We start from the raw sequence: 7,243 nt of genomic DNA, 5'->3' as shown, positions 1-7,243 counted from the left end.
CCGTTCTGTTAGGCGCTCTTATTCCAATTCCCGGACGTTCGATGATTCTGAGACACGGGCATCAATCATAGTTACAATACTATAGTAAATATCCCCGGCAAGGTCGGGGTCCTTATGATGTGAGCCGCTCAAAGCGGCAGGAGGGAACGCTAACGCGGCCCCGGTATAATAAGTCACCTGTTGGTGGCGTTCAGCGCCAGAGGTTCAACTGCTCCAAGCACTCCTCTTCCTGCTCCTGCTGCCTGATGTCGGCCCGGATCGTTGCCTCATCACGACCGACTATGGGAACATAGAAGCTTCTGGCCCAGAAGTGCTGAACTATGAAATTCCGTCTGCGCTCGCCATACACCCTGGCGACGCGGATGGCACTCTTGCCTTTGATGAAGCCGACGACCTGGGGGGCGGCATATTTGGGTGGGATCGCGGTCATCATATGCACGTGGTCGCGCATCAGGTGCCCTTCCGCGATCCGGCTTTCTTTTTGTTGAACCAGAGTGCGAAAGACAGCCCCGAGATGCTGGCGCAACTGCCCGTAGAGCACCTTTCGCCGTCGTTTGGGCATGAAAACGACGTGATATTTGCAATCGCACTTTGAGTGGTTTAGAAATTGGGACTCGGTCATCGTTGAAATTTCCGTTGTGTGCTTGGCGGCTCACAAAGGGAAGCTTCTTCGATGGACACTCCAGGAAACGTCAAGCTGCTACTGCCACCCCGGCAAAGCCGGGAGTCTTCCTATTTTTAATAAAATTTAGATTTCATATCTTAGTTATAAACAATCATTCATTTTAATGGAATCCGCCGATCATGACTCAAATCGGCGGATAATTTAATTGATCACTTCACCAGGAGGCATCCGCCATCGGCAAGTGGCCGGAACGCTTGCTCCGCTGGGATCGTGTCGACGAGCTTGTAGTAGTCATATGGCCCCCTCGACTCTGCCGGCTTCTTGACCTCGAACAGGTAGATCGGGTGGATCGCCCGCCCGTCCGGACGCACGGTGAGATCGCCGAACAGCCGGTCGCGCGGGCCTTTGCGCTTCATCTCCGCTACCACGGTTCGCGCGTCGTCGCTGTCGGTGCGCGCCACAGCGTCGAGATAGGCGAGTGTGGCCGAGTAAACGCCGGCCTGGTTGCCGCTCGGTACCTTGCCGGCCTGACCTGGCCGCGCGGCAAAACGCTTGGCGAAGGTTCGGGTCTCGTCGCTCATATCCCAGTAGAACGACTCGGTCAGCAGAAGGCCCTGTGCGTCCTTCAGACCCATGGCGTGCACGTCGTTGATGAAAACAAGGAACGCTACCAGCGACTGACCGCTCTGCGTCAGACCGAACTCATTGGCCTGCTTGACGATATTGATCGCATCAGCACCCGCATTGGCGAGCCCGACGACCTTTGCGCCCGAACTCTGCGCCTGCAGCAGCAGGGACGAGAAGTCCGCCGTGCCGAGCGGGTGACGACTGGCCCCCTTCACGGTGCCGCCATGGCGGGTGACATACGCGCTCGCTTCCGCCTCGATACCCTGGCCGAGCGCGTAGTTCACGGTCAGGAAGTACCAAGACGTGCCGCCGCGCTTCATCATGGCGGCGGCGGTGGTGTTGCCGGTCGCCCAGGCATCGTTGACCCACTGCACGGTGTTGGGCGAGCAGGCCTTGCCGGTGAGGTCCGAGGTGGCGGTGGCCGAAGCCAGGAACGCCATCCGGGTGTCGCGCAGGAGCGCGTTGACGGCCAATCCCACCGAGGAGTTCGGCACGTCGACCACCGCGTCGACCTTCTCGACGTCGAGCCACTTGCGGGTGATGGACGAACCGACATCCGCCTTGTTCTGGTGATCCGCCCCGACGATCTCGACCCGGATCCCCTTGCCCCCGCCGGCGAAGTCCTCGGCCGCCATGCGGGCGGCCTCGACCGAGCCCTGGCCGTTGGTGTCCTGGAACGGCCCCGACATGTCGGTCAGCACGCCGATCCGGACTACCCCGTCGGAGACCTCCGCCTTTGCTGCCCCCCCTGCGAGCAATGTCGTCGCGAGCAGCATGGCCCGCATCATCATACGCATCGTTGTCCTCCCTTTGACATTGATGTTTCCCGCCGCTCAGACCTGCCGGTCGGGCAGACGGACCACCAGTCCGTCGAGGGCGGCGGTTGCGATGATCTGGCAGGACAGCCGGCTCGTCGGCAGGCGCTCGGCGGCAGCGCCGTCGAGCAGGGCGTCCTCGTCCTCGGACAGGGGCGGCAGGCGCTCGGACCAGGCATCCTCGACGTAGACGTGGCAGGTGGCGCACATCGCGTTGCCGCCGCACTCGGCCACGATCCCGTCGAGGCCGTGATGGGTCGCGGCCTGCATCAGGCTCGTGCCCTCTGCTATGGTAAGCTCCCGCTGCGCGCCGTCCGGGCGGATGAAGGTGATGGTCGGCATGGCATGGTCGTCCTTCAGGCGGCCGTCAGGGTGACGGGCAGGCGCTCGAGCCCGCGCAGGGTGTTGTTGTACCGGCGCACGACCGGTCCGGTGATCGCGATCGCGCCGACCTTCGCGGCGAGCGCCGACAGGATCACCTCGCCTTCGAGGCGGCCGAGCAGCTGGCCGACGCACATGTGGATGCCGGACCCGAAGCCGACATGGCCGACCGTCGAGCGGGTCGGGTCGTAGCGGCCGGGGTCGCTCCAGCGGCGCGGGTCGCGGTTGGCGGCACCCAGGAACATCAGGACCTTGGAGCCCTCGTCGAGATGCACTCCGCCGATCTCGACCGGCCGGGTCGTGGTGCGGAAGAAGGTCTGGACCGGGCTCTCGAACCGCACGGCCTCCTCGAAGGCCGCGCGGGCGAGGGTCGGATCGGCCCGCAACGCGGCCCAGGCATCGGGGAAGCGAGCCAGGCAGTAGATCGCGGCACCGATGCTGTTCACCGTCGTGTCGAGGCCCGCCGTCAACAGCGAGCGCACGAGGAGCGGTGCCTCATCGTGCGTGATGGCACCTGTATCCGCGGCCGCGTGGATCGCCGCGCCGAAGCCGCCGGGCTTCAGGTTCTCGCGCTGGCACTGCTCCATGACCCATGCGACGTGGGGCGCCGCGGTCTCGAAGGCTCGTTGGCGCAATGCGTTGGGCGGCCCGAAGGCGTTGAAGGCGAGACCCGCATAGGGCAGCAGGTGCTCGCGCCCGTCCTCGCGAAGGCCGACCGCCTCCGGGAAGACCGAGAGCGGGAAGGCCTCGGCGAGATCGGCGACCGCATCGATCTCGCGGCGTACCAGGAGCTCGTCGACGAGCTGGTTTGCGGCCGCCTGGAACCGCTCGCGCAGGGTCTTCATGACCGCCGGCGACAGGACCCGGCTCAGCACCGCGCGCGTGCGTCCATGGGCCGGCGGATCGGCCTCCAGGATCAGGCTTTGGGGCCGCCAGGGCTTCTCCTTCGCGAAGTCGCTCAGGCCCACGCCGCGGCCGGAGCAGAAGGTCGCCGGATCGTGCAGCACGGCCCGCACCTCCTCGTAGCGCGCGACTGCGTGCACGCCCCAGCGCGGCAGCCACACCACCGGTCCGGCCTCCCGCAACGCCTCATGGATGCGGTGCGGATCCTCGAAGAACTCGATCGAGAACGGGTCGACGTCGACGATTGCCGCGCCTGTACCATGGACATCGACCGGCAGGACGGCCGGCGGAGCAGCAGATTTCGATATATGCGACGGCTCGATCATGAACGATCCTCCATGTCTTATTGCTGTTTTGCTATGTAGAGAACGCGAAAGATTGGCCCGAATCTCCCCATTGAACGGTGATGTGCGCCTGGACGCGGCCGATCCGTCGAGACATAAGATGGAGCATCGACAGCGCGCCGGAGAGACGATGCCATCGGGTCGAGCAAGACACGCCGCTGGTCGAGCGATCGACCAGGCACCGGCCGCAGACGTGACGCCTGGGCTGCGGCTCGACCTCGAGCGGTACGTGCCGGCGCTCCTCACCTTCGTCGCCAACAAGCTGTCGCACAGCGCCAGCACCACCTACCAGAGCCGCTTCGGGGTCAACGTCACCGAGTGGCGGATCATGTCCCTGCTCGCCATCGAGCCCGGCATCTCGGCCGCGCGGATCTGCCAAGTCATCGGGTTCGACAAGGGGCCGGTGAGCCGGACCATCGCCTCGATGGAGAAGCGGAATCTCGTCGCCATCGACGAGGACCCGACCGACGCGCGCCGACGCCTGATCCGCCTGACAGCGCAGGGCGAATCGCTGCACGACGAGATCATCGTCGTGGCGCTGGAGCGCGAGCGACGTCTGACGGCCTGCCTGACGCCCGAGCAGCGGGACACCCTGATCGATCTTCTCAACCGCCTGCACGCGAACCTGCCAGCCGTGACGGTGTCCGGGACATCCCGGCGCGAGCGTCGGGACTGAGCGAGATGGGACGGGCCGCTCAGGCAGCCGCGGCGGTTCTGATCAGCGCCCGCAAGTCGAGGGCGAGGTCGGCCGCCTGATCGGGCACCAGCGGCAGGCGCTCGGCGATGAGCCGCCGGGCGATCATGTGGTCGGCAGGCCTGTTCACCGACTCGACCCCGACGAGGCGGTCTTGCCGGTAGCAGAAGACCGAGAACGCTCCCTGTGCCGGGTCGCCGCGCGTCACGGTCAGATCGTGCGGGTTCGCCAGACCGGCGATCTGCAGCTTCCAGCCGCCCTGGTCGCTCCAGAACCAGGGCAGGGCCGCGTAGGATGCCGCCCGTCCGGTGAGACGGGCAGCGACACACCGAGCCTGGTCGACGGCGTTCTGAACCGATTCGATGCGTGTCGGTGCATTCCCGGCGAAGGAGTTCGGGAACGTGGCGCAGTCGCCGATCGCCGAGATGGACGGGTCCGACGTGAGAAGGGCCTGGTCGACCAGGATGCCGTCGGCGACGGCCAAACCCGCTTCCGCTGCGAGCTCCACGTTCGGCACGACACCGATGCCGACGAGCACGAGATCCGCCGCGAACGCGCGGCCGTCGGTCGTCTCGACCGCGGTGACGTGCCCGTCCGCCCCCGTGATGCGCCCCACGCCCACGCCGAAGGCGAACCGGATCCCGGCGGCCTCGTGCGCAGCCCGAAAAAAGGCTGAGGTCGGCCGGGAGACCGCCCGCGACATGACCCGGTCGGCGAACTCGACGACCGTGACGGCAATCCCGCGCGCCGCGGCCACCGCGGCGAATTCGAGTCCGATGAAGCCGGCACCCACCACGACGACGCTCTCGACGCCAGCCAGATACCGCTGGACATCCTCGGCATCCGCCAGCGTGCGAAGCTGGAGCACACCGGCGAGATCGGCCCCAGGAACCGGCAGGGAACGATTGCGGGCTCCCGTCGCCAGGATGAGATGGTCATAACAAAGCCGCTCGCCCGACGTGAGTTCGAGCTGCTGGACGGGCCGATCGATAAGGGCGGCCTGTTCGCCGAGCCTGAGCGTGATGCGATGGTCGGCGTAGAAACTCGCCGGTCTCAGCGCCAGGGTCCCGGCCGTTGCCTTGCCCGCCAGGTAGGCTTTCGACAGGGGCGGACGCTGGTAGGGCGCGACGGGCTCGTCACCGATGATCGTGAGCGATCCGTCGAAGCCAGCCTCACGCAGCGAGGCGGCGGCCTGAAAACCTGCCTGACCGGCTCCGACGACGATGATGTCGCGGCCCCCATTCATTGCCAAGCCCCGCGCATCGTTTCCTCCGTGGTGGGCGATTGAACGCTCTCATGCCTGACGCTCGCACGGTTATGTTGCTATGGCAACCATTTTGTTGCCCTGGCAACCATACGCAAGGCGTCATCCCAAGGTGCCTCGAACGACCATCGTGCCCAGCTTGCCGGCCGGTAGCCCGCCCAGAGGAAACTCTGCGATCCGAGAAAAACACTCGGCGGCGGGATCAGGTTTGCTGCTGTACGTGTGGCCATCAGGAAAACGGCTCGCGACGATGGCCAGAAGCTTGCTGGGCCTTCGTGGAGTCTGCTCCCGGTTGACGCATCGGCATCGCGCATTCTTCATAGGCATGAGCGGGGCCGAGGCATCTTGGCACAGGATTTCTTGGCACAGGATTTCGGGGTGATCGCGGCCATGACCCACTCGGGACGACGCATCCTGGCGGCGGTCGCCGTCGGCACTGCCCTATGCGGCACGGCGGCGGCCGGCGATGGACGGCTGGCCGCCCTCTATCCGCAGGATGGCCGTCGGGCCATGACCGGCGCGGATTTCGACAAGTTCCCGGGTGCAGGTGTCCTCTTCTGCCGCGATGCCGCGGGCGTGCCGAAGCGGGCCGCCGCCGCCTGGCTGATCGCCGGGCCGCGGGTCGTCATGCTCAACGCCCACAATTTTCGCAGCCGGCGGCTCGAGGTCACCCGCGCGGTGGCCGATTGCTTCTTCCAGATCGCCGGCCGCAACTACGATTTCGAACCGGATAGCCTGCAACTCGGCGTCCGGCCCGGTGCGGAGGCGCTTCACATCACGGACGATTGGGCGCTGCTCCACCTCAAGGAGCCGGTCACGGCGGCGGCCGCGCAACCGGTCCCGGAGGCACCGGCCGGGCTGCGAACCGGAAACGAGGCCATCGCGGTGACGATGGTCTCCCCGGCCGGCCACGAGAATTTCGGCAGCGCGACCAGCCTCGAGGCCTGCACCATCCGGCAGATCGACCCGCCGGGCGAGGACGGCATCCGGCAGGCCCGGCACGATTGCAACAACGGCTATGGCGGATCCGGCTCCGGGCTATTCGATGCCGGAGGCAGCCTGATCGCGATGCAGAGCGCGTCCCTGTCGATGAATTCCCGCCGTTCCTACGACGGCGAGTTCCATTACGGCGCGGCCCTGCTGCTCGAGGGCGCCCTCGTGGACGCCCTGCGCGACGCGGTCCGCCGCACCCGCTGACCGATCGGCCCGATCAGCCGGGACCGAGCAGGCCCGGCACCACCGTCCCGTTCGGACCGAAACTCTCCTGCGCCCGGCGGCAGCTCGCCTCCGGATCCTTCTGGTAGGCTTGGGTGTAGGCGGCAGAGCGGATCAGCGGCTCGCCGTGGGACAAAGCCGCGAGATCGGTGCCGAGCCGTTCCACGACCTCGCGGAACCGAGCGTAGTCGGGCTTCGTGCCGGGACAGGACTCGGCCACGAACCGGACCAGACCGGCGAGCTTGACGGCGTCGTTGCTGACCGCGGCCTTGTCGGCTGGACCCGGGCCCTCGGCGGCCTCGGCCGCCGTGAGCAAAAGGGCGAACAGCGAGATGGCATGGAGGATCAAGGCAGGCTCCTTGCGTGGTGGCAAAT

General features: G+C 66.2%; 8 protein-coding genes. 2 read left to right on the top strand and 6 right to left on the bottom strand.

Annotated elements, in window-relative coordinates:
* Positions 1 to 190: 190 nt before the first annotated feature.
* From tnpA to VQ03_RS09255, 4 genes are all read right to left on the bottom strand, one after another.
* A complete protein-coding gene (gene tnpA, locus VQ03_RS09270; RefSeq protein ID WP_048450584.1) occupies positions 191 to 622 on the bottom strand; it encodes an IS200/IS605 family transposase in 432 nt (143 codons plus the stop codon).
* 212 nt (positions 623 to 834) lie between these two features.
* Positions 835 to 2,043 carry an ABC transporter substrate-binding protein gene (locus VQ03_RS09265; RefSeq protein ID WP_425350045.1) on the bottom strand — a complete coding sequence of 403 codons (1,209 nt, stop codon included), beginning with the start codon at positions 2,041 to 2,043 and terminating at the stop codon, positions 835 to 837.
* 42 nt (positions 2,044 to 2,085) lie between these two features.
* Entirely contained in the window at positions 2,086 to 2,409 is a 324-nt protein-coding gene (locus VQ03_RS09260) for a 2Fe-2S iron-sulfur cluster-binding protein (protein ID WP_048450582.1), read from the bottom strand.
* A gap of 14 nt (positions 2,410 to 2,423) precedes the next feature.
* Positions 2,424 to 3,677 carry a cytochrome P450 gene (locus VQ03_RS09255; RefSeq protein WP_083467878.1) on the bottom strand — a complete coding sequence of 418 codons (1,254 nt, stop codon included), beginning with the start codon at positions 3,675 to 3,677 and terminating at the stop codon, positions 2,424 to 2,426.
* Between the two features lie 148 nt (positions 3,678 to 3,825).
* Here VQ03_RS09255 and VQ03_RS09250 point away from each other — a divergent pair, with 148 nt between their 5' ends.
* On the top strand, positions 3,826 to 4,371 hold the full coding sequence (locus VQ03_RS09250; RefSeq protein WP_048450581.1) for a MarR family winged helix-turn-helix transcriptional regulator: 546 nt from the start codon (positions 3,826 to 3,828) through the stop codon (positions 4,369 to 4,371).
* Between the two features lie 19 nt (positions 4,372 to 4,390).
* Here the strand turns inward: VQ03_RS09250 and VQ03_RS09245 are convergent, their stop codons facing one another.
* Positions 4,391 to 5,635, bottom strand: coding sequence for an NAD(P)/FAD-dependent oxidoreductase (locus VQ03_RS09245; RefSeq protein ID WP_048450580.1), 1,245 nt, complete (start codon positions 5,633 to 5,635; stop codon positions 4,391 to 4,393).
* A 408-nt stretch (positions 5,636 to 6,043) separates the two neighbouring features.
* On the opposite strand from VQ03_RS09245, the gene VQ03_RS09240 reads away from it, so the two are divergent.
* A complete protein-coding gene (locus tag VQ03_RS09240) occupies positions 6,044 to 6,850 on the top strand; it encodes a trypsin-like peptidase domain-containing protein (protein WP_048450595.1) in 807 nt (268 codons plus the stop codon).
* Positions 6,851 to 6,863: 13 nt separating this feature from the next.
* Here VQ03_RS09240 and VQ03_RS09235 read toward each other — a convergent pair whose 3' ends face one another.
* On the bottom strand, positions 6,864 to 7,217 hold the full coding sequence (locus VQ03_RS09235; protein WP_053078470.1) for a hypothetical protein: 354 nt from the start codon (positions 7,215 to 7,217) through the stop codon (positions 6,864 to 6,866).
* Between the last annotated feature and the right edge of the window lie 26 nt (positions 7,218 to 7,243).

This window comes from Methylobacterium tarhaniae, assembly GCF_001043955.1.
GTDB classification, from domain to species: Bacteria; Pseudomonadota; Alphaproteobacteria; order Rhizobiales; family Beijerinckiaceae; genus Methylobacterium; species Methylobacterium tarhaniae.
Note: the sequence above shows the minus strand (reverse complement) of the source record. Positions and strands in the feature narration are given on the sequence as shown.

Excerpts from the sequence above, each read along its gene's own strand:
- VQ03_RS09255 (WP_083467878.1), bottom strand. The coding sequence starts at position 3,677 with ATGATCGAGCCGTCGCATATATCGAAATCTGCTGCTCCGCCGGCCGTC.
- VQ03_RS09250 (WP_048450581.1), top strand. The coding sequence starts at position 3,826 with ATGCCATCGGGTCGAGCAAGACACGCCGCTGGTCGAGCGATCGACCAG.
- VQ03_RS09245 (WP_048450580.1), bottom strand. The coding sequence starts at position 5,635 with ATGAATGGGGGCCGCGACATCATCGTCGTCGGAGCCGGTCAGGCAGGT.
- VQ03_RS09240 (WP_048450595.1), top strand. The coding sequence starts at position 6,044 with ATGACCCACTCGGGACGACGCATCCTGGCGGCGGTCGCCGTCGGCACT.
- tnpA (WP_048450584.1), bottom strand. The coding sequence starts at position 622 with ATGACCGAGTCCCAATTTCTAAACCACTCAAAGTGCGATTGCAAATAT.
- VQ03_RS09265 (WP_425350045.1), bottom strand. The coding sequence starts at position 2,043 with ATGATGATGCGGGCCATGCTGCTCGCGACGACATTGCTCGCAGGGGGG.
- VQ03_RS09260 (WP_048450582.1), bottom strand. The coding sequence starts at position 2,409 with ATGCCGACCATCACCTTCATCCGCCCGGACGGCGCGCAGCGGGAGCTT.